Raw genomic sequence first — 19971 nt, 5'->3', positions numbered from 1 at the left:
GCCGACTCTGACCAGCACCCTACTCGTTGTGGCGGAACCCTCCGAGGCACGCGGCCCTGTCGCGCCGGATCAGCGCTGCGCGTTGGAGGGTTCCCACAACCGGGTGAAGTCCTGGCCCAGGGCCGCCGCGGCCCGCCGCAGCCACGCCACGGACAGCCCGATCACCGCGTTGGGGTCCCCGTCCACGCCGTCCACGAGGGCCGCGCCCGCGCCGTCCACCGTGAACGCGCCCGCGCAGTGCAGCGGCTCGCCCGTGGCCACGTAGGCCTGGATCTCGGCCTCGGTGACGGCGCCGAAGCGCACGACGGCGGACACCACGCCCGCCTCCGCCGCCATCCCCGACGCGGCCCCGGACTCCGGCAGCACCAGGCCCAGCCAGTGGCCCGAGTGCAGCACGCCCTGCCGGCCGGCCTGGGCGCGCCAGCGCTCGACGGCGACCTCGGGCTCATAGGGCTTGCCGTGGGCGCGGCCGTCGAACTCGAACACGGAGTCGCAGCCGAGCACGAGCGTGGGGGCCTCGACGCCGGCGGCCGCCACCCGGGCGGCCACGTCGCGGCCCTTGGCCTCCGCCAGCAGGCCCGCCAGCTCCGCCGGCGACGGGTCGCCCGCCGCCGCGCCCACGGCCGCCTCGTCCACCCCCGAGACGACGACGCGGAACGGCACCCGCGCCCGGGTCAGGACCTCCGCTCGGCCGGGGGAGGCCGAACCGAGCACCAGCCGCAGGCCCGTGCCGAGGCCGGCCGCGCCGTCGTCGTGCAGGATCACGCGAGCGCCTCCCGCAGGGTGTCCAGGCCCATGCCTCCCAGGCGCAGGGCCCGCGTGTGGAAGGCCTTGAGGTCGAAGTCGGCGCCCTCGGTCTGCTCGTGCTCGGCGCGGATCTGCTCCCAGATGCGCTGACCCACCTTGTACGCCGGCGCCTGCCCCGGCCAGCCGAGGTACCGCGTGAACTCGAAGCGGCGCTGGCCCTCGGAGATCCTCAGGTGCTTGGACAGGAACGCGTAGCCCTTCTCCGGGGTCCACGCGCCGCCGCCCTCGGACTCGGGGGCGTCGAAGCCGCAGTGGTAGCCGATGTCGAACACCACGCGGGCCGCGCGCATGCGCTGCATGTCCAGCATGCCGAGGTGGTCGCCCGGATCGTCGAGGAAGCCGAGCTCCTCCATGAGCTTCTCCGCATACAGCGCCCAGCCCTCGCCGTGGCCGGACGTCCAGCAGAAGCTGCGGCGCCACAGGTTGAGGTTCGCCCGGTTCATCATGGCGGTGGCGATCTGCAGGTGATGGCCCGGCACGCCCTCGTGGTAGACCGTGGTGGTCTCCGCCCACGTGGTGAACTCGTCCTCGCCCGGGGGCACGGACCACCACATGCGGCCGGGCCGGGAGAAGTCGTCCGAGGGGCCGGTGTAGTAGATGCCGCCCTCCTGGGTGGGGGCGATCATGCACTCGAGCCGGTCCATCGGGGCCGGGATCTCGAAGTGCTCCTTCATGGCCTCGACCGCGTCGTCGGAGAGCCGCTGCATCCACGTGCGCAGGGCCTCGGTGCCCTTCAGGGTGCGCTCCGGGTCCGCGTCCAGGATCGCGCGCGCCTCCTCGATCGTGGCGCCCGGCCGGATGCGCTCGGCGTCCGCCTGCTGCGCCGCGATGATGCGGGCCAGCTCCTCCTGGCCCCACCGGTAGGTCTCCTCGAGGTCGATCTCGGCACCGAGGAAGACGCGGGAGGCCAGCCGGTAGTACTCGATCCCGACGCCGTCCGCCTCCGGGGCGTGCGGGCGCAGCTCGGCCTCGAGTGTGTCCGCGAAGTCGCGGTAGGCCTGCGCGGCGGTGTCCGCGCCGGAGCGGATGCGGGCGGCCAGGGCGTCGTCCACGACGTCGGCTGCCTCGGCCCGCTCGACCAGGCCCGGGAAGAACCCGCCCGCGGCGCCGTGGGCGCGGGCCTGCTCCACCACGATGTCCACCTGGCGCACCGCGGCCACGTGGCCGGCGTCGCGGGAGGCGAGCAGGGACTCGGTGTAGCCGCGCAGGGCGGCCGGCAGGTTCTCGAGGCGGCCGGCGATGTGGCCCCACTGCTCCGCGGTGTCCGTGGGCATGAGGTCGAAGACCGCGCGGATGCCCTGAGCGGGGGAGGCGATGTTGTTCAGTTCGGTGCGGCCGGTCGCGTGGATCTCGCGCTCGAGGCCGATGCGCTCCTGCATGGCCGCCTTCGTGACGCGGTCCGTCTCGTCCTGCGGCTCGAGCGCGGCCAAGTCCTCGAGCAGGCGGGCGTTGAGCTCGTCGTCGGCGCGGGCGCCGGCGGGGGAGAAGTCCGTGTACTCGGTCTCCCGGCCGGGGAAGCCGAGCTCGGTGGCGGTGTCCGGATGCAGGGCGAGGAGGTCGGTCACGTAGCGCTCGGCGAGCGCGTCGATGGCGGACGGGGTGCGGGCGCCGTCGGCGGCGGCCTCGGAGGTGTGCTGGGTCATACCGGCACTCTAGGCGCTGGCGCCCGCCTCCCGGCTCACTGCGGGCCCGCGCCGTGACGCCACTGGCCGCGGCCGGGCCGGGCCCACAGGCCCAGGTCGCCGCGACGGCGGAGCGTGCGGTCCAGGGGACGGGGGTCGGCGGCCGCGGCGGCGAGCCGGGCGGCTTCGGCCCGGGCCGCGGCGGCCGCCTCGAGGACGGCGGCCAGCGCCGCCATCTCCTCCGGCTCCAACTCCGGGCCGCTGAGCTGCAGCGGGTCGGCCGACGCCGGCGTGGCCTGCGTCGACTCGTCGTTCTCGTCCGGGGCGCCCGGACCCAGCAGGGCGCTCACAGCGGCATGTTCCCGTGCTTCTTGGCGGGGCGGGCCTCGCGCTTGTGCAGGGTGGCGCGTAGGGCGCGGATGAGCTGGCCGCGGGTGGCGTGCGGGGGCACCACGGCGTCCACGTAGCCCAGCTCGGCGGCCTGGTACGGGTTGAGCAGCTCGGCCTCGTAGTCGGCCACGATCTCGGCCCGGCGCGCGTCGACGTCGCCGCCCGCCTCCGCCGTCGCCTTCAGGTCGCGCCGGTACAGGATGTTCACGGCGCCCTGGGCGCCCATCACGCCGATCTGCGCGCTCGGCCAGGCCAGGTTCAGGTCCGCGCCGAGCTTCTTGGAGCCCATCACGATGTACGCGCCGCCGAAGGCCTTGCGCGTGATCACGGTCAGCTTCGGCACGGTGGCCTCGGCGTAGGCGTAGATCAGCTTGGCGCCGCGGCGGATGATGCCGTTGAACTCCTGGTCCGTGCCGGGCAGGAACCCGGGCACGTCCACGAGGGTGATGATCGGGATGTTGAACGCGTCGCAGAAGCGCACGAACCGCGCGGCCTTCTCCGAGGCGGCGATGTCCAGGGTGCCGGCGAACTGCATCGGCTGGTTCGCGACGACGCCCACGCTCATGCCGTCCAGGCGCGCCAGGCCGGTGATCACGTTGGGCGCGTACAGCTCCTGCAGCTGCAGCAGGTGGCCCTCGTCCACGATCGAGGCGATGACCTCGAGCATGTCGTAGGGCTGGTTGGCGGAGTCCGGGACGATCTCGTCCAGGGCCAGGTCCTCGTCCGTGGGCTCCGGGTCCGCGGCCTCGAAGGTCGGGGCCTCCGCAAGGTTGTTGGAGGGCAGCAGCTCGAGCAGCTCCTGCACGTAGGCGATCGCGTCCTCCTCCGAGGAGGCCATGTAGTGGGCGGTGCCGGAGGTGGCGTTGTGCGAGCGGGCGCCGCCGAGGGTCTCCATGTCCACGTCCTCGCCCGTGACGGTCTTGATCACGTCCGGGCCGGTGATGAACATGTGCGAGGTCCGGTCCACCATCACCACGACGTCCGTCAGCGCCGGCGAATAGGCCGCGCCGCCGGCGGAGGGGCCCATGATCAGCGAGATCTGCGGGATCATGCCCGAGGCCAGGACGTTGTTCCGGAAGATGTCCGCGAACTGGGCGAGGGAGGCCACGCCCTCCTGGATGCGCGCGCCGCCGCCGTCGAGGATGCCGATCACGGGGCAGCCGTTGCGCGCGGCGAACTCCTGGACCTTCACGATCTTCTGGCCGTTGCGCTCGGACAGCGAGCCGCCGAACACGGTGAAGTCCTGGGAGTAGACGGCCACCTGGCGCCCGTCCACGGTGCCGAAGCCGGACACCAGGCCGTCGCCGGCCGGGTGCTTGGCGTCCATGCCGAACGCGGTGGTGCGGTGCACGGCCAGCGCGTCCAGCTCCACGAAGGAGCCCTCGTCCAGGAGGAGATCGATCCGCTCGCGCGCGGTGTGCTTGCCGCGCGCGTGCTGGCGCTCGACGGCGTCCGGGCCGCCGGGCGCGGCCGTCGCCTCGAGCCGCCGATGCAGGTCGGCCAGCCGGCCGGCCGTGGTGGTCAGATCGGGATCGGTCACACGTCCTCCTTGTGGTGGTCCGCCAGATGCGGAGGCTCAGTCGGCCAGTGTACGGGCCGCCGCGGACGCCCACGGTTGGAGGAAGCCCACAAACGGCGAGGACGTCGGCCCGGGCCGCCCGTCCGCGCGCCCCGGCGGCGGATCGGCCCGCCCAGCCCGCCCCCGGGGACGCCGTGTATATCTAGGGGCATGCACCCCGACGACGCCCCCACACCGGATCTGACCTGGCTGGACTCCGCCGGCTCCACGCAGGATGAGCTCCTCGCGCGGCTGGACCGCGAGGGGCACCGGCACGGTGCGGCCGTGGCCACCGCGGACCAGCGGGCCGGCCGGGGTCGACACTCCCGCGTGTGGAGCGCCGCCCCGGGGGCGGCGCTCGCCCTGTCCGTGTACCTGCGTCCCGAGTCCGGCGGGGTGCCGGTCTCCCCGGCCCACCTGAGCTGGCTCTCGCTCGTCGCCTCCGCCACGGTCGCCGAGCGCCTCGCGGCCCGGGGCGTCCCGACGCACGTGAAGTGGCCGAACGACGTGCTCGCCACGGACGGGCGCAAGCTGTGCGGCGTGCTGGCCACGGTGGCGCTGTCCTCGGACGGCAAGGGGCCCGGCGTCGTCGTCGGGATGGGCGTGAACCTGGACCACCGCGGGGCCGCCCCGGTGGACACCGCCTCGGACCTGGCGGAGTGGATCGGCGCGGACGCCGTGCCCGCGCCCCGGGACCTCGCGGTCGAGCTGCGTGACGCCGTCGTGGCGGCCGTGGACCGCTTCGCGGCGGGCGTGGCGGGTCAGACGGCGGCCGTGGACGGGCGTCACCCGGCCGTGGCGGCCGTGGCGGACCGGCTCTCCACGCTGGGCCGCGCGGTGCGCGCCGAGCTGCCCGGCGGCGGCGTGCTGGAGGGCACGGCCGTGGGCCTCGGCCCCGGCGGCACCCTGCGCGTGAGGCACGTCACACCGGATCATGGCACAATCGAGACCGAGGTCAGTGCGGGGGACGTGGCCCACCTGCGCGGAGACGTCCATCGCGGCGCATGACACACCCGTCCCGGCCAGGAGGTGACCGCCGTGCGGCTCGAGCCCGGTGAGCAGGTGATGGTGCGCACCCGCACCCACCCGCGCGCGCTGCTGCGCCCCGCCGCGGTCCTCGTGGCCGTCGCGTTCCTGCTCGGCCTGGCCGTCGGCGTGCTCGCACGCCCCGACCTGCCCGGGCTCGTCGCCGCGAACCGCGCCGTGCTCGAGGCGGCCGCGTGGGTGCTCGCGGCGCTCGTCCTGCTCCCCGGCACCGTCCGCCCGCTGTGGCGCTGGGTCTTCCGGCGCACCGTGCTCACCGACCGCCGCATCCTCCAGGGCGCCGGCATCGGCGGCTCCGGTGCCGCCATGCCGCTCGTGTCCATCGCGGACGTGCAGCGGCGCCGCCGCGGCTCGGGTGCCGGAGACCTGCACATCCTCTTCCAGGAGCCCGCCCGCCAGGTCCACTGGCGGCTGCGCGACGTCCCCGAGGCCGCGCGCTTCGAGGAGGCCCTGGCCCACCTCACCCGCCAGGCCCGCACCGCGACCTGGCCCGCCCCCGTCCCGACAGGAGACCTCCGATGAGCCGTCCGGAGACACCGGACACCGCACCGCTGCCGATCGTCCCGCCGGCCGAGGACGAGACCGCCCGCGGCGCCCAGGAGCGGTCCGCCGAGCCCGCCGGCTGGACGAGCGCGATGCGCACGCTCGACGCCGGCCTGGTGGTGGGCCCGCGCGCCTACACCTCACGGGAGGTGGCGCAGCGCCTCGGCGTCTCGATGGCCTCCGCCCGGAAGATCTGGCGTGCGCTGGGCTATCCGACGTCGCCGGAGGGGCACAAGGCCTTCACCGAGGCGGACATCGAGGCGTTCGAGTCCGTGCTCACGCTCGTACGCTCGGGGACGCTGAACGAGGACACCGCCATCTCGCTGGCCCGCTCGATCGGGCAGATGACGGACCGCATGGTGGTGTGGCAGATCGAGGCGCTCGTGGAGGACAAGATCGCCTCCGAGGACCTGACGGACCCGGAGGCGCGGCGGGCCGTCGTCGACATGCTCCCGGACATGGTCGGACCGCTCGAGAAGGCCATGCGGATCGTCTACCGGCGCCAGCTCAACCGCGCCGTGCAGCGCCTGACCGTGCGCGTGGAGGCCGGGCTGGCGGCCAGCGCCCGGGGCCGCGACGGCTCCGAGTCGGACGCGCCGCTGCCGCTGGCCCGCGCCGTCGGCTTCGCGGACATGGTCTCCTACACGACGCTCTCCCGGACCATGGACGACCGGACGCTGGCCCGCATGGTGCTGCGCTTCGAGTCCCTCGCCGCGGAGACCATCTCGGCCGGCGGCGGCTGGCTCGTGAAGACCATCGGCGACGAGGTCATGTTCAACGCCGAGACCCCCGAGGCCGGCGCCGCGATCGCGCTCTCCCTGGCCGAGACCATCGCCGCGGACGAGGAGCTGCCCTCGGCGCGCGTCGCCCTGACATGGGGACGGGTGCTCTCCCGCATGGGGGACATCTACGGGCCCACCGTGAACCTCGCCGCGCGGCTGACGTCCCTGGCCGATCCGGGTACCGTGCTCGTGGACGCCATGACCGCTGCGGCCCTGTCCCGGGACGAGCGCTTCGTGCTCGTCCCGCAGCCGCCCAGGATCGTCCGCGGGTTCGGAGAGGTCCGCCCCTCCCTGCTCTTGGACGGGTCGGCCCAGACCCTGCTCGCCGACTGATCGAGGACCCCGTGGACCCCCGCCCCGAGACCCCGTCCGCGCCGCGGCCCCAGGCCGCGGGCGCCACCCACGTGGGCGCCGTCCGCGACCTGAACGAGGACGCGTGGACCCTCGTCGGGGAGCCGCCGGTGCTCGCCGCCGTGGCCGACGGCATGGGCGGGCACGAGGCCGGCGAGGTGGCCTCGGCCGCCGCGATCGAGACCCTGCGCCGCCGCGCCCCCGAGGTGCTCGCCCCGGGCACGGCCCACACGCCCCAGGAGCTCGGCCACCTGATCCACGAGGCGGACGCCGCCGTCGTCGAGGCCGGGCTGGGGCGCTCCGGCACCACCCTGACCGTCCTGGCCTGCCTGGACACGGAGCGCGGCCGCTGGGCCGTGGCGAACGTCGGCGACTCACGGGTGTACCTGCGGCCCGTCGGCTCGCCGGTGCTCCAGCAGCTCACGGTGGACCACTCGGCGGTCCAGATGCTCGTCGACGCGGGGGAGCTCACCCCCGCCGAAGCCCGCGTCCACCCGCGCCGCAACGTCATCACCCGCGCGCTCGGCTCGCGCGAGGCGCTCACGGTGGACGTGGCCGAGGTCCCCCTCGCCTCCGGGGACCTCGTCCTGCTGTGCAGCGACGGCCTGACCGGCGAGCTGCTGGACGAGGAGATCCGCGCGCTGATCGACGACGCCGACACCCTCGAGGACGCCCTCGAGAAGCTCATCGGCGCCGCCCTGTGGCGCGGCGGCCGGGACAACATCACGGCGGTGCTCGTGCGCATCCCCTGACCCGGGTGCGCCGTCCGGGACGCCGACTACGCTGGGCCGGGTGAGCACCCCCAAGGAATCCGCCGCCCAGCCCGATCCGCAGGACATCCCCGCCGCGGACCTGCGGGAGGAGTACGAGGACCTCGTGGAGCGGGTCCGCGCCGCCCGGACCGCCTACTACCAGCGGGACGCCCCGGAGATCTCGGACGCCGAGTACGACGCGCTGTACCGCCGCCTCGAGGACCTCGAGGCCCTGCACCCCGAGCTCGTGGCCAACGACTCGCCCACCCAGGAGGTCGGCGGCGAGGTCTCGGAGGCGTTCGCCCCCGTCCGGCACGGGGCCCGCATGTACTCGCTCGAGGACCTGTTCTCCATCGAGGAGCTCGCGGTCTGGTTCCGCCGCGCGGCGCAGGCCCTGACGCAGGTGCGACCGGGCGTGGCGCCCCGCTGGCTCGTGGAGGTGAAGATCGACGGGCTCGCCCTCGCCCTGCGCTACCGGGACGGGCGGCTCGTGCAGGCCGCCACCCGCGGCGACGGCGTCACGGGCGAGGACGTCACCGCCAACGTGCGCACCATCGGGGACATCCCGCACGAGCTCTCCGGCGAGGGCTGGCCCGCCGAGTTCGAGGTGCGCGGCGAGGTGTTCATGTCCTCCGCCGCCTTCGCCGAGCTCAACGCGCGTCGTGCCGAGGAGGGTCAGACGCCGTTCGCGAACCCGCGCAACGCCGCCGCCGGCGCCCTGCGTCAGAAGGACCCGGCCGTCACCGCGCAGCGCCCGCTGGCCATGTTCGTGCACGGCATCGGCTCGGTCGAGGCGTTCGGACTGGAGTCCCAGCACGAGGTGTACGACGCGCTCGCGGGCTGGGGCCTGCCCGTGAGCCCCTACACCCGCGTGGTGGAGGGTGCGGACGAGGAGGCGTTGGCCGCCGTCGTCGCGGTGATCGAGGAGTACGGCCGGCGCCGGCACGAGCTGATCCACGAGATCGACGGCATCGTGGTGAAGGCGGACGCGTTCGCGGACCAGCGCTACCTCGGCCACACCTCCCGCGTGCCCCGCTGGGCGGCGGCGTACAAGTACCCGCCGGAGGAGGTGCACACGCTGCTGCGGGACATCGCGGTCTCGGTGGGCCGCACCGGTCGGGTGACCCCGTTCGCGGTGTTGGAGCCGGTCACCGTGGCCGGGTCCACCGTCTCTCTGGCCACCCTGCACAACCAGGACGTGGTCAAGGCCAAGGGCGTGCTGATCGGGGACACCGTGGTGGTGCGCAAGGCCGGGGACGTGATCCCCGAGGTCGTGGGCCCCGTGCTGCCGCTGCGCGAGAAGGCGATCGAGGCGGGCCGGGAGCTGCGCGAGTTCGTCATGCCCGCGCACTGCCCCTCGTGCGGCACGCCGCTGGCCCCGGCCAAGGAGGGGGACGTGGACCTGCGCTGCCCCAACGCCCGCTCCTGCCCGGCCCAGCTGGCCGGCCGCGTCGAGCACCTGGCCAGCCGCGGCGCCTTCGACGTGGAGGCGCTCGGCGAGGAGGCCGCCCGCTGGCTCGTCCAGGGCCCCGGCGAGGACCCGGCCGAGCACGAGGGGCAGGTGCGCCCCGAGGGTCCCGGCCCCATCACGGCGGAGGCGCAGATCTTCGACCTCGCCTCCGGCACGCCGGAGGAGATCACGGGCCCCCGCGGCGAGGACGGGCTGACGGACCTGCAGCGCTCCCTCGGCGAGGTCCGCGTGTGGCGCGAGGGCCGTACGAAGGTGGACGGCCGCATGGTGCCCTCGGGCGTGTTCACGCTCAAGCCGTACTTCTTCACCGCCGGCACCGCGAAGAAGCCGTCCGCGCCCACGGCCAACACGCTCCGCCTGTTCGACGAGCTCGAGAAGGCCAAGTCCCAGCCGCTGTGGCGCACCCTCGTGGCGCTGTCCATCCGGCACGTGGGCCCGACGGCGGCCCGCTCGCTGGCCACGGCGTTCGGCTCGATGGCGGCGCTGCGCGCGGCGGCCGAGGCCGGCGACCGGGACCGGCTGGCCGAGATCGACGGCGTCGGTCCGATCATCGCGGACGCGCTCATCGAGTGGTTCGCCGAGGACTGGCACCGGGAGATCGTGGACCGCTGGGCCGCGGCGGGTGTGGCCATGGAGGACGAGCAGGACGAGTCCACCCCGCGCACGCTCGAGGGCCTGACCGTGGTGGTCACCGGCTCGCTCGAGGGCTTCTCCCGCGACTCCGCGAAGGAGGCGATCCTCGTGCGCGGCGGCAGGGCCTCCGGGTCCGTGTCCAAGAAGACCGACTTCCTGGTGGCCGGCGAGGCCGCCGGCTCCAAGCTGGACAAGGCGCAGTCCCTCGGCGTGCCCGTGCTGGACGAGGCCGGGTTCACGGCGCTGCTGGCCGGTGGCCCGGACGCCGTGCGCCCGGCGGGCACGGACGACGCCACCGACGACGCCGCAGAGGGGGAGGCCTCGGCATGAGCGCGCGCACCACGGTCCCGGGCCTGCTCGTGGTCGCCAAGGCCGCCGCGCGCGCCGGCGCGGACGTCCTGGCCCGGCGCTGGACCGGTCACCACCCGGCCGTCCCGCTGGGCATCGAGGAGATCGGCGCGCAGACGAAGTCCTCCGGCTCCGACTGGGTCACCGACTACGACCGCCGCGCCGAGCAGGCCGTCCGGGAGGTCGTCGCCGGCTACCGCCCCTCGGACGAGATCACCGGCGAGGAGTACGGCGCCACCCGTCCGGCCGAGCCGTCCGGGTACCGCTGGTCCATCGACCCGCTGGATGGCACCACGAACTTCGTGCGCGGGCTTCCGCAGTTCTGCACCTCGGTGGCCGTCACCGGCCCGGTGGACGCCGAGACCGCCGACCTGCTGGGGGTGGCCGAGGGCACCGAACGCTGGCTGGCCGGCGTCGTGGCGGCGCCCGCGCTGGGGCGCACCTGGTACGCGAGCGCGGGCCGGGGCGCCTTCAGCACCGCGGACGCGACGACGGCGGGCGTGGACCTGCCCGACCGCGATGCCGCCCCCGTGCGGCTCACCGGTCCCCTGCCCGGACGCTCGGGGCGACTGCTCGCCACCGGCTTCGGCTACGACCCCGCCCGCCGGGCCCTGCAGGTGCGGGCGCTCGCGGCCCTGCTGCCCGCGTTCGGGGACGTGCGACGGATCGGCTCGGCGGCGCTGGACCTGTGCATGGTCGCCGACGGCACCCTGGACGCGTACGCCGAGTTCGGCACGCAGGAGTACGACTGGGCCGCCGGCGCGTTGGTGGCGGAGGAGGCCGGCGTCGCGGTGACGCGGCCCGCCTCGGCGGACGGCACGGCACATCCTGACTGGATGGTGGCCGGCGACGTGGACGGGTCCGCCCTGGCCGCCATGACGGGGGAGAGGGCATGAGGCGGATCGTCGGAGACCCGTGGTTCTACCCGGTCCTGTTCGTGGCCGGCGGACTGACGTTCATGATCGCGGGGACGCGCCTGCAGCAGGTCGGCATGATCGTGGCCGGGCTCGTCCTGGCCGGCTACGCGGTCACGTACCGGTGGGCGGTCCGGGTCCGCTCGCGGCCGTTCGCCGGCGCGCAGGCGCACGTCGAGCGCGGCGGCGTCGTCGTGTTCTGGCGGCCGGGCTGTTCGTTCACGAGGCGGCTGGTCACGGAACTGACGGCGCAGGAGCGGGAGCGCGCCTACTGGGTGAACATCTGGCAGGAGCCGGCGGCCGCGACGTTCCTCGCGGGGCTGCACGAGGCGCGCGACGGCCACCCCCACCAGGCCGTGCCCACCGCCTGGCTGCGCCGGCGCGACTACGTCGTGGCCACGGACGCGACCCGCGCCCGCCTGAAGGACACGCTGCGCCAGCACGCCGGAGGCGACGCATGAGCGCCCTCGTCCGCCCGCTGCGCCCCGAGGACCACGAGGCGGTCGCCGAGCTCACCCTGGCGTCCTATGTCGACGGCGGCCACATCGCCCCCGACGACGCCTACGTGAAGACCCTCATGGACGTGGCCGACCGGGCCGGCCGCGCGGAGGTGCTCGTGGCCGAGGTCGACGGCGAGGTGGCCGGGTCAGTGGTGCTCACCCCGCCCGGCTCGCCCCTGGCCGAGACCTCCGGCGACGGGGAGTACGAGTTCCGCATGCTCGCCGTGCACCCGCGGTTCCACCGCCGCGGGGTGGGCGGCGCCCTGCTGGCCGAGATCGTGGCGCGGGCCCGCGCCGAGAAGGGCGTGGACGCCGTCGTGCTGACCACCATGCCCTCCATGACCGGCGCCCACCGGATGTACGAGCGCGCCGGCTTCGTGCGCGTCCCGGAGCGGGACTGGTTCCTCGCGGACGTGGTGCCGGACCTCGACCCGGCCGACGAGACCGGCCCGTTCCTCGTCTACCGGCTCGCGCTGGACTGACCCCGGGCGGGACATCGGCACCGGGACCCCATTCGGGGCGGGAAATCCCTGTCATGCGGGCCCGGAGCGCCGCGGTGGGGTGGATCTCCCGCCTCGAAGCGGTGGCGGCGGCCGTCCAGGCCCCGGCACTAGACTCGACCCCGATGTGGCCGCCGCCGCGCCGGCGTCGTCCACCCCGCCCCGACCCGTCACACGAGGAGATCCATGCCTGAGATCACCCGGGATCAGGTGGAGCATCTGGCTCGCCTGGCCCACATCCGGATGACCGACGAGGAGCTGGACACGATGTCCGGCGACCTGGAGAAGATCCTGGAGCACGTCTCCGCGGTCCAGGCCGCCGCGGGCGACGACGTGACGCCGACGTCCCACCCCATCGCGTTGGAGAACGTGTTCCGCGAGGATGTGCCCGCCGGCATGCTCACGCAGGAGGAGGCCCTCGACCAGGCGCCGGACTCCGAGGACGGCCAGTTCAAGGTCCCCGCCATCCTGGACGGAGAGTGATCACCCCCATGACCGAGACGTTCGACGTGAACGCGACCCTCGGCGCCGACGAGCTCGTCCGGCTCACCGCGCTGCAGATGGCCGAGCGCCTGCGCGCCGGCACCACCACGTCCGTGGAGCTCGTCCAGGCCCACCTGGACCGCATCGCGGCCCACGACGGCGACGTGCGCGCCGACGCCGACGGCGACCGCGGCGTGCGCGCCTACCTCCACGTGAACACGGACGAGGCCCTCGCCGTCGCCGCCGAGGTGGACGCGATCCGTGCCGCCGGCGGCCCCGAGGCCGACGCCCTGCACCCGCTGGCCGGCGTGCCCGTGGCCGTGAAGGACAACATCGTCACGCGCGGCCAGCCGACCACGGCCGCCTCCCGCATGCTCGAGGGCTGGCTCAGCCCGTACGACGCCACGGTGGTGGCCCGCCTCCGCGAGGCCCGCCTGCCGATCCTCGGCAAGACCAACCTCGACGAGTTCGCGATGGGCGGCTCCACCGAGCACTCCGCGTTCGGCATCACCCGCAACCCGTGGGACGGGGACCGGGTGCCCGGCGGCTCGGGCGGCGGGTCGGCGGCCGCCGTGGCCGCCTTCCTGGCCCCCTTCGCCCTCGGCTCGGACACCGGCGGCTCCGTGCGTGAGCCCGCCGCGTTCACCGGCACGGTCGGCGTGAAGCCCACCTACGGCGCGGTCTCCCGCTACGGCCTCATCGCCATGGCCTCCTCGCTGGACCAGATCGGCCCCGCCGCCCGCACCGTGGCCGACGCCGCGGCGCTGCAGCAGGTCATCGCCGGCCACGACCCGCAGGACTCCACGTCCCTGGCCGACGCGCCGGCGGACCTGACCGCCGCGGCCCGCGGCCGCGACCTGGCGGGGCTGCGCGTCGGCGTCGTGACGGACCTGCCGGCGGACGCGTTCCACCCCGGCATCCGGGCCGGCTTCGACGAGCACGTCGCCGCCCTGCGGGAGGCCGGCGCGGAGATCGTGGAGGTCTCCTGCCCGAGCTTCGACGCCGCCCTCGGCGCGTACTATCTGATCATGCCCTCGGAGGCCTCCTCCAACCTGGCCCGCTTCGACGGCGTCCGCTACGGCCACCGCGTGGTGCCCGATGGCGGCGGCACGATCGAGCAGGTCATGGGCGCCACCCGCGCCGCCGGGTTCGGCGCCGAGGTCAAGCGGCGCATCATCCTGGGCACCTATGCGCTGTCCGCCGGCTACTACGACGCCTACTACGGCTCCGCGCAGAAGGTCCGCACGCTCGTGCAGGAGGACTTCGCCCGCGCCTTCGAGCAGGTGGACGTCATCCTCACGCCCACCGCGCCGACCCCGGCGTTCGAGCTGGGCGCGAAGACGGACGACCCGATGACCATGTACGTCAACGACCTCGCAACCATCCCGGCCAACCTCGCCGGCATCCCGGGCATGTCCGTGCCGGGTGGCGTCGTCGACGGGCTGCCCTACGGCCTGCAGCTGATGGCACCGGCGCGCGAGGACGCGCGCCTGTACGAGGCCGGCGCCGCGCTCGAACGCCTCGTGGCCCAGCGCCGGGGCGGGCCGGTGTGGGCCGAGGCCCCCGAGCTGGAGAAGGGCGCGCAGCGCGCCACCACCGCGACCACGGCAGGAGGCCGGGCATGAGCCACGCAGAGCAGACCATGGACTTCGCGGAGGCGATGGAGCGCTTCGACCCCGTGCTGGGCTTCGAGGTGCACGTGGAGCTGAACACCGCCACGAAGATCTTCTCCTCGGCGCCCAACGCGTTCGGCGACGAGCCGAACACGAACGTGACCCCGCTCGACCTCGGCCTGCCGGGCACCCTGCCGGTGCTCAACCGCAAGGTCGTGGAGTACGCGATCCGCCTGGGCGTGGCCCTGGACGCGCAGGTCGCCGAGACCTGCCGGTTCGCGCGGAAGAACTACTTCTACCCGGACACGCCGAAGAACTTCCAGACCTCCCAGTACGACGAGCCGATCGTCTTCGACGGCCACCTGGACGTCGAGTTGGAGGACGGTGAGGTCTTCCGCGTGGAGATCGAGCGCGCGCACCTCGAGGACGACGCCGGCAAGCTCACCCACGTGGGCGGCTCCGGGCGGATCCAGGGCGCCTCCGCGTCCCTCGTCGACTACAACCGTGCGGGCGTGCCGCTCATCGAGATCGTCACCAAGCCGATCGTCGGCGCCGGTGCGCGGGCCCCCGAGCTGGCCCGCGCCTACGTCACCGCGATCCGGGACATCGTGCAGGCCATCGACATCTCCGACGCGCGGATGGAGCGCGGCAACGTCCGCTGCGATGCGAACGTCTCGCTGATGCCCAAGGGCGCCACCGAGTTCGGCACCCGCACCGAGACGAAGAACGTGAACTCCACGCGCGCCGTGCAGCACGCGGTCACCCACGAGATCCAGCGCCAGGCCGCGGTGCTCGCCGCGGGCGGCACCGTGACGCAGGAGACCCGCCACTGGCACGAGGACACCCGCAGCACCACCTCGGGCCGCCCGAAGTCGGACGCGGACGACTACCGGTACTTCCCCGAGCCGGACCTCGTGCCCGTGCACGTGGACGCCGCGTGGGTCGAGCGCGTGCGCGCGGCCATGCCCGAGCTGCCGGCCGTGCGGAACAAGCGGCTCAAGGCCGAGTGGGGCTTCTCGGACGAGGAGTTCCGCGACGTCGTCAACGCCGGCGTCCTGGACGAGATCGTCGCGACCGTGGAGGCCGGCGCCTCCGCGGCGGCCGCCCGCAAGTGGTGGATGGGCGAGATCGCCCGCCTGGCGAACGTCCGCGAGGTCGCCGTCGCCGAGCTGGGGATCACCCCGGCGCACGTGGTGGAGGTCGAGGAGCTGATCGCCGCGAAGACGATCAACGACAAGATCGCCAAGCAGGTGCTCGGTCTGGTGGCCGACGGCGAGGGCGCCCCGAAGGAGGTCGTCGCGGCGAAGGGCCTGGCCGTGGTGTCCGACGACGGCGCGCTCACCGAGGCCGTCGACGCCGCGATCGCCGCCAACCCGGACGTGGCCGAGAAGATCAAGGGCGGCAAGATGGCCGCCGTCGGCGCCCTGATCGGCCCGGTCATGAAGGCCACCCGCGGGCAGGCCGACGCCGGCCGCGTCCGCGAGATCGTCCTGGAGCGCCTGGGCGTGTCCTGACGCAGGGGAGGCTGTGCGAGTCCCTGGAGGAGACCACGAATGCGCACCCAGTTGAACATGCTCACTGAGATGGGAATGGGGGTCACATGAGCGCGGCCGGGCGATGGGTGTTGTCCTCTGCCACGCGATGGAAGATCCGGAGTGCACGGTTCCTCGCCCAGTCGGCCGTTCCGCGACCGCTGCGCAGTCAGGCTGTGCATCTCTCGTATTACAACGGGCGGAACTTCGGGGACCAGCTCAGTCCACGCGTCGTGGAGTTCGTCCTCGGCGCCCCGGTGGTGGAAGCACATTTCGCTGGGGCGGACCTCTCGGCCATCGGGTCGATCCTGGATCCGCTCGAACGATGGCGGAATCCCTACACCCCGGTCGTCTGGGGGTCGGGATTCCTTCGCGAAGGCGGCCGGTGGCGGGGCCGAGACATTCGTCCCGTGGCCGTGCGAGGGACGCTGTCGAGGGAACGTGTGGCCCATCTGTCGGATTCGGTCGTCGCGCTGGGCGACCCCGGGCTGCTGGTGCGTCGCATGTATCCCCAGCTCATGGCGATTCCCAAGCGGTATCGGGTCAGTCTGGTCCCGCACATCAGCGAAGCCTGGCACGATGACGTGGCGCGGGCGCGTGTCGATGTCCCGGACCTCCACGTGATCGACGTCCGCGCGGATCCGCGCCGGGTGTTGGAAGAGATCGGAGCGAGCGAGATCATCCTCTCGTCCAGCCTCCACGGACTGATATGCGCCGACGCCCTCGATGTGCCGAATCGCTGGGTGCCGATCTCTGGCGATCTCGGAGGGGGCGATTACAAGTTCGCGGACTACTACTCGGTTTTCGGGCAGCAGCCCGAGCCGCTCCACCTCGCCGAGGCCTTGGACGCTGCACCGGCGCTCGCCGCCGCATGGACGCCGCGTCAAGGGTTGGACGCGATCCTCGACGCCTTGATCGCTTCCTTCCCGGCCGAGGACCTCGCCACGCTCTACCGGCGGTGATGCTCGCGACGCCGGCCGCGTCCGCGAGATCGTGCTGGAGCGCCTGGGCGTGTCCTGACGACCGCGCGGGCCCTCAGCCGTCCAGGGCGGTGAGGGCCCGCGCCACGCGGGGCAGGGTCTTGCGCAGCAGACGCCGCCAGGACCCCGCGGCCAGCCCGCCGACGATCGCGTCCCGGGCCGCCGCGTCGTCGAGCGTCTCCAGGGCCATCGCCCCGAGCCACACGCGGGCCCGCCGCGCCTCGGCCGCGTCCCGGGCCAGGTCGGGCACCTTCTGCTCGCCGTGCCACAACGCCAGGTAGGCGACGTTGAGGGCCGGGTCCCACGCGCACGCGAGGTCCCAGTCGAGCACACCGGCCAGCGCCCAGCGCAGCGGGGCGCGCGGGTCCTCGTCCTCGGGCACGGCACGCCAGCGCATGTTGTGCCCGGCCAGGTCGCCGTGCACCAGCGACGGCGGCACGGGCGGCGCGGCGGTCCACGTCGTCACCGCGTCCGTGAGGGCGGCCACCGCGTCCGGCCACGCCTCGGCGCCCAGCCGTGCGTCGACGTCGTGGCCCTCCCACGCCTCCAGGCGCGCGGCGACCGCCCCCGGCAGCGCCGCGACGTGCCGGGCGCGCTCCGGCGTCCACGGCCCGCGGAAGGCGAACGGGCGGCCGAGGTGCGGGGCGATCCGCGGGTCGGTGACGTCCACGACGGCGAGATCGTCGAGGACGCCGCGCAGCACGGCCGGATCGCCCTCGTGCGGCGGGTGCGGCCCGCCCGGGAGGAAGCGCTGCAGCACCGCGGCGCCCGGGCCCGCGGGGACGGGGTCCGAGAGGGCGACCGGGACGGCCCACGACACGTCGCGTTCGGCCAGGGCCGCGGCGAGCCCGTCGAGGAGGGCCAGGCGCCGGGGCAGGTGTGCCGCGGGGTCCCGCTCGGGCGCCCACCGCGCGGCCGGGGCGGCGCCGACCTCGTGGGCCCGCGTCATCCGGAGGACGCCGACGTCCTCGAGCACGAGCACGCGGTGGAACTGCCCGCCCTCCTCCACGGACGCCGCGGCCCAGTCGGCTGTGCGGAGCCGGTGGGCGAGAGCGGGGTCGAGGCCGGGGCGGAGGTGCCTCAGGGCGCGGTGGACCAGCTCGAGCTCGCTGGGGGCAGGCGGGGAGACCACACGACCACGCTAACGCTCCCGCCGCCCGCCCGGACTTTCGAACGTGACATCGGGGGAATGGGGACTTTCGAACGGGAGAGAGGCCCTACCACACGTTCGAAAGCGCCCGGGGGGAGGGGCGGGCGGATACTGGGGGGCATGCCCGCCACCCCGCGCACGTCCCGCTCCCCGGCCGGCCCGGCCGTCCGACCCGCCCCCGCGCTGCCCGCCCCCTCGGCGCGCACGGTGCGGTGGGAGATCGCGATCGTCCTCGGCCTCTCCCTGGGGAAGTCGGCGGTCTACGCGATCGTCCAGCTCATCGACAAGGCCACCCAGGCCCCGCTCGGCGAGCAGACCACGGTCCTCAACCCGGCCCTGGCCGACCGCTGGGCCTTCGACCTGACCTATCAGCTGCTCGGCATCGGGTTCGCGCTCGTGCCGGTGGCCCTCGTGCTGCACCTGATGCACCTGCGCGGCCGGAACCCGTTCCGGGTGCTCGGCCTCGACCTGCGCCGCCCCGGCCGCGACCTGGCCTGGGGCCTGGGCCTGTTCGCGGCCATCGGGCTGGGCACGCTCGGCGTCTACGCCGCCGGCCGGGCCCTGGGGATCACGACGGCGATCGTCGGCTCGGCGCTCGGGGAGAGCTGGTACCAGGTGCCGGTCCTGCTGCTCTCCGCGCTGCGGCACGGGCTGCTGGAGGAGGTCATCGTGGGCGCCTGGCTCGTCGACCGGCTCGGGTATCTGCAGCGGCTGCGCGCCGCGGGCCTGGCGCGCGATCCGGCACCGGCCGTGCCGTCGTCGTGGGTGAGCGCCGAGGGGCTGTACCTGCCGACCCGCGCGGCCGTCGTGGTGCTCGCCCTCGCGCTGCTGCGCGGGGCGTACCACCTGTACCAGGGGATCGGGCCGGGCGTGGGCAACGCCCTGATGGGCGTGGTGTTCGCGCTCGTGTTCCTGCGGGTGCGCCGGGTGATGCCGCTGGTCATCGCGCACGCGCTGCTGGACGCCGTCGGGTTCGTCGGCTACCCGCTGCTGGCGCGGGCGGGGCTGCTCGGCTGAGCGGCCCCGCCCCCGCGCTCAGAGCGTGATCTCACCCTTCGGGGTGCGGAAGGTGACCGAGACGATCCCCGGGGTGCCGGAGGGCGCGACGTACTCGATGTTCACGTCCTGGACCTGGCCGTCCTCGTCCTCGCCGCCCAGCCACTCGGCGAGGCGCTCGGGGGAGCCGGCGATGTTCAGGTGCTCGATGGTGGCCTGCGGCTCGGCCGCCTGCGAGGGGTGCATGTCCTCCTGGCCGTCGGCCCAGCGCAGGATGTACGGCAGCTGCGGGTCCGCGAGGGTGCCCTTGATGCCGATCTGCCGCCAGGACAGCTCGCGGCCGTCCGGGAAGCGACGGTTGCCGGGGACGGCCTCGCGGCCGAGGCGGCGCTCGAACCGGCCGATGTCCGGGGTGGCCACGGCCCAGCTCATCCAGCCCCCGCCCTGCTCGGTGCGGGCGCGCACGAGCTGGCCGAACGGCGCACTGAGGGAGGCCGGGTGGTCCAGGGCCTCGACGACCTCCAGATACTGCCCCTCCGTCATGGGGAAGAGCGCGTTCTGGGTGCCGAAACGTGGGTGGACACCGCCCTTGATCCGCTCGATGCCCAGCGTCTCGGCGATGCGGGCGACCGTGGCGTCCAGGCCCTCGGGGCCGGCGGCGTAGGACACGTGGTCCATGCGACAGGTGTGCACTGCGCTGTTCCTCTCCGTTCCCGGGCTGCCCCGGGGGTTGACCTGGTGCGAGTCGCGGGGCGTCGAGCCCTTGACGGGTCGGGCGCCCCGTGCGGAGAGCGTATCCGCGTGTGACACGCGTGACGAAATCGTGGCGGGGCGGCGGGCTACACTCGGAGGCACGGTCACGAGAGTCAGCAACAGGCCCCGGCATGCTGACCGGCAACCCTCCTTCCGCGGTGGGGTGCCCCGGGTGACGACCAGGCCGGCCCCACAACGGACGCCGGCAAGCGCGGGCCGATCCCACGGCCCCTCTCGACGGCGCCGGGT

General features: G+C 74.3%; 19 protein-coding genes and 1 riboswitch. Of the genes, 13 read left to right on the top strand and 6 right to left on the bottom strand.

Annotation, left to right across the window (positions count from 1 at the left end; genetic code table 11):
- Window positions 1-69: 69 nt before the first annotated feature.
- Genes ABIB16_RS05420 through ABIB16_RS05405 form a run of 4 tightly spaced genes read right to left on the bottom strand, consistent with a single transcriptional unit; the run spans window position 70 to window position 4359 of the window.
- Window positions 70-765, bottom strand: a complete 696-nt coding sequence (locus ABIB16_RS05420; protein ID WP_144826468.1) for a Maf family protein — start codon at window positions 763-765, stop codon at window positions 70-72.
- Window positions 762-2450: a DUF885 domain-containing protein gene (locus tag ABIB16_RS05415; RefSeq protein ID WP_144826470.1), complete on the bottom strand. Its 1689-nt coding sequence runs from the start codon at window positions 2448-2450 to the stop codon at window positions 762-764. Before ABIB16_RS05415 ends, ABIB16_RS05420 begins: the two co-directional genes overlap by 4 nt.
- Before the next feature lie 35 nt (window positions 2451-2485).
- The gene (locus ABIB16_RS05410) at window positions 2486-2779 is read right to left on the bottom strand and encodes a hypothetical protein (protein WP_101967302.1); all 294 of its coding nucleotides are present in this window, start codon (window positions 2777-2779) and stop codon (window positions 2486-2488) included.
- Window positions 2776-4359 carry an acyl-CoA carboxylase subunit beta gene (locus tag ABIB16_RS05405; protein WP_044659702.1) on the bottom strand — a complete coding sequence of 528 codons (1584 nt, stop codon included), beginning with the start codon at window positions 4357-4359 and terminating at the stop codon, window positions 2776-2778. Before ABIB16_RS05405 ends, ABIB16_RS05410 begins: the two co-directional genes overlap by 4 nt.
- A gap of 189 nt (window positions 4360-4548) precedes the next feature.
- On the opposite strand from ABIB16_RS05405, the gene ABIB16_RS05400 reads away from it, so the two are divergent.
- The 12 genes from ABIB16_RS05400 (at window position 4549) to ABIB16_RS05345 (ending at window position 16805) form a co-directional block, all read left to right on the top strand.
- Window positions 4549-5385 carry a biotin--[acetyl-CoA-carboxylase] ligase gene (locus ABIB16_RS05400; RefSeq protein WP_170079798.1) on the top strand — a complete coding sequence of 279 codons (837 nt, stop codon included), beginning with the start codon at window positions 4549-4551 and terminating at the stop codon, window positions 5383-5385.
- A 30-nt stretch (window positions 5386-5415) separates the two neighbouring features.
- Window positions 5416-5943, top strand: coding sequence for a PH domain-containing protein (locus ABIB16_RS05395; protein WP_206480676.1), 528 nt, complete (start codon window positions 5416-5418; stop codon window positions 5941-5943).
- A complete protein-coding gene (locus ABIB16_RS05390) occupies window positions 5940-7079 on the top strand; it encodes an adenylate/guanylate cyclase domain-containing protein (protein WP_354436099.1) in 1140 nt (379 codons plus the stop codon). The genes ABIB16_RS05395 and ABIB16_RS05390 overlap by 4 nt, the downstream gene beginning before the upstream one ends.
- Before the next feature lie 11 nt (window positions 7080-7090).
- Window positions 7091-7849, top strand: a complete 759-nt coding sequence (locus ABIB16_RS05385) for a PP2C family protein-serine/threonine phosphatase (RefSeq protein ID WP_323663011.1) — start codon at window positions 7091-7093, stop codon at window positions 7847-7849.
- Between the two features lie 40 nt (window positions 7850-7889).
- A complete protein-coding gene (gene ligA / locus ABIB16_RS05380; RefSeq protein WP_354436098.1) occupies window positions 7890-10283 on the top strand; it encodes an NAD-dependent DNA ligase LigA in 2394 nt (797 codons plus the stop codon).
- Entirely contained in the window at window positions 10280-11197 is a 918-nt protein-coding gene (locus ABIB16_RS05375) for an inositol monophosphatase family protein (protein WP_078025706.1), read from the top strand. The genes ligA and ABIB16_RS05375 overlap by 4 nt, the downstream gene beginning before the upstream one ends.
- Window positions 11194-11676, top strand: coding sequence for a hypothetical protein (locus tag ABIB16_RS05370; protein WP_060973932.1), 483 nt, complete (start codon window positions 11194-11196; stop codon window positions 11674-11676). Before ABIB16_RS05375 ends, ABIB16_RS05370 begins: the two co-directional genes overlap by 4 nt.
- Window positions 11673-12197 carry a GNAT family N-acetyltransferase gene (locus tag ABIB16_RS05365; RefSeq protein WP_060973931.1) on the top strand — a complete coding sequence of 175 codons (525 nt, stop codon included), beginning with the start codon at window positions 11673-11675 and terminating at the stop codon, window positions 12195-12197. The genes ABIB16_RS05370 and ABIB16_RS05365 overlap by 4 nt, the downstream gene beginning before the upstream one ends.
- Window positions 12198-12401: 204 nt before the next feature.
- A complete protein-coding gene (gatC, locus tag ABIB16_RS05360; RefSeq protein ID WP_002854348.1) occupies window positions 12402-12698 on the top strand; it encodes an Asp-tRNA(Asn)/Glu-tRNA(Gln) amidotransferase subunit GatC in 297 nt (98 codons plus the stop codon).
- A gap of 8 nt (window positions 12699-12706) precedes the next feature.
- Entirely contained in the window at window positions 12707-14323 is a 1617-nt protein-coding gene (gene gatA, locus ABIB16_RS05355; protein WP_155933499.1) for an Asp-tRNA(Asn)/Glu-tRNA(Gln) amidotransferase subunit GatA, read from the top strand.
- Complete coding sequence (gatB, locus tag ABIB16_RS05350; protein ID WP_078025703.1) at window positions 14320-15825, top strand: Asp-tRNA(Asn)/Glu-tRNA(Gln) amidotransferase subunit GatB; 1506 nt, start codon at window positions 14320-14322, stop codon at window positions 15823-15825. Before gatA ends, gatB begins: the two co-directional genes overlap by 4 nt.
- A gap of 251 nt (window positions 15826-16076) precedes the next feature.
- Window positions 16077-16805 (top strand): polysaccharide pyruvyl transferase family protein, encoded by a 729-nt coding sequence (locus ABIB16_RS05345; RefSeq protein WP_166437609.1) that lies wholly within the window; start codon window positions 16077-16079, stop codon window positions 16803-16805.
- Between the two features lie 73 nt (window positions 16806-16878).
- On the opposite strand, the gene ABIB16_RS05340 is transcribed toward ABIB16_RS05345, so the two are convergent.
- The gene (locus ABIB16_RS05340; RefSeq protein ID WP_354436097.1) at window positions 16879-17955 is read right to left on the bottom strand and encodes a phosphotransferase family protein; all 1077 of its coding nucleotides are present in this window, start codon (window positions 17953-17955) and stop codon (window positions 16879-16881) included.
- A gap of 138 nt (window positions 17956-18093) precedes the next feature.
- On the opposite strand from ABIB16_RS05340, the gene ABIB16_RS05335 reads away from it, so the two are divergent.
- On the top strand, window positions 18094-18990 hold the full coding sequence (locus ABIB16_RS05335; protein ID WP_354436096.1) for a CPBP family intramembrane glutamic endopeptidase: 897 nt from the start codon (window positions 18094-18096) through the stop codon (window positions 18988-18990).
- Between the two features lie 18 nt (window positions 18991-19008).
- Here ABIB16_RS05335 and ABIB16_RS05330 read toward each other — a convergent pair whose 3' ends face one another.
- Complete coding sequence (locus ABIB16_RS05330) at window positions 19009-19647, bottom strand: VOC family protein (protein ID WP_020625524.1); 639 nt, start codon at window positions 19645-19647, stop codon at window positions 19009-19011.
- A 177-nt stretch (window positions 19648-19824) separates the two neighbouring features.
- Window positions 19825-19940, top strand: a riboswitch (SAM riboswitch).
- Window positions 19941-19971: the final 31 nt, after the last annotated feature.

This window comes from Micrococcus sp. UYEF5, from assembly GCF_040546065.1.
GTDB classification, from domain to species: Bacteria; Actinomycetota; Actinomycetes; order Actinomycetales; family Micrococcaceae; genus Micrococcus; species Micrococcus luteus.
Note: the sequence above shows the minus strand (reverse complement) of the source record. Positions and strands in the feature narration are given on the sequence as shown.